This is a genomic window from Vibrio sp. Y176 (assembly GCF_033438945.1).
Genome location: NZ_JAWOQS010000366.1, coordinates 1 through 790 on the forward strand (window position 1 = coordinate 1; position 790 = coordinate 790).

Annotated in this window: 1 protein-coding gene; it reads left to right on the forward strand. The window is 43.4% G+C overall.

Going from position 1 to position 790, the window contains the following annotated elements; translation table 11 throughout:
• Nucleotides 1-790, forward strand: a 790-nt coding sequence (locus R7O13_RS26115) for a phosphoethanolamine transferase (RefSeq protein ID WP_318305106.1), incomplete at both ends; no start/stop codon positions are given.

Sequence of the window (790 nt, forward strand, 5' to 3'; positions counted from 1 at the left end):
CATCCCAACGCAATATGTCTACAGCGCGACAAGTTACGTAAAAGAAAATTACTTAACTACGCCACAGCCATATCGTGAAATCGGTACTGATGCACAGCAATCTCCGACCGCTTTACAGCAAGCGCAGGACAAACCGACGTTACTCGTTTTTGTAGTAGGTGAAACCGCACGTACTCAAAACTATCAACTGAATGGTTACGAGCGTGAAACTAACCCCTACACCAGCCAATTAGATGTTATTTCTTTTAAAGATGTAGCGTCATGCGGCACTGCGACAGCGGTATCTGTACCATGCATGTTTTCTCAGTTAACGCGCAATCAATTTGACCGTAAACAAGCTGATAACCAAGACAACGCGTTAGATATCATGCAACGTGCAGGTATCGACCTACTGTGGAAAGAAAACGATGGTGGCGATAAAGAAGTCGCGCATAAGATCAAAAAAATCGAAGTAGACAGAAAGCAACAAAACGCACTGTGCAACGGTCAAACTTGTTACGACATGGCACTACTGAGTGACTTTGACCAAGAAGTGTCGAACATGAACGGTAACCGAGTGGTAGCCATGCATTTTATTGGCAGCCATGGCCCAACTTACTTCCAACGTTACCCGAAAGAGAAAGCATTTTTCCAACCGGATTGCCCACGTGCAGACATTGAAAACTGTAGCGTCGAAGAGATCGTAAATACCTACGACAATACCATTCGTTACACAGACTTTGTCTTGGAACAAACCATCAACAAACTTAAGACGTTAGAAGACAAATATAACACTGCGTTGATTTATGTT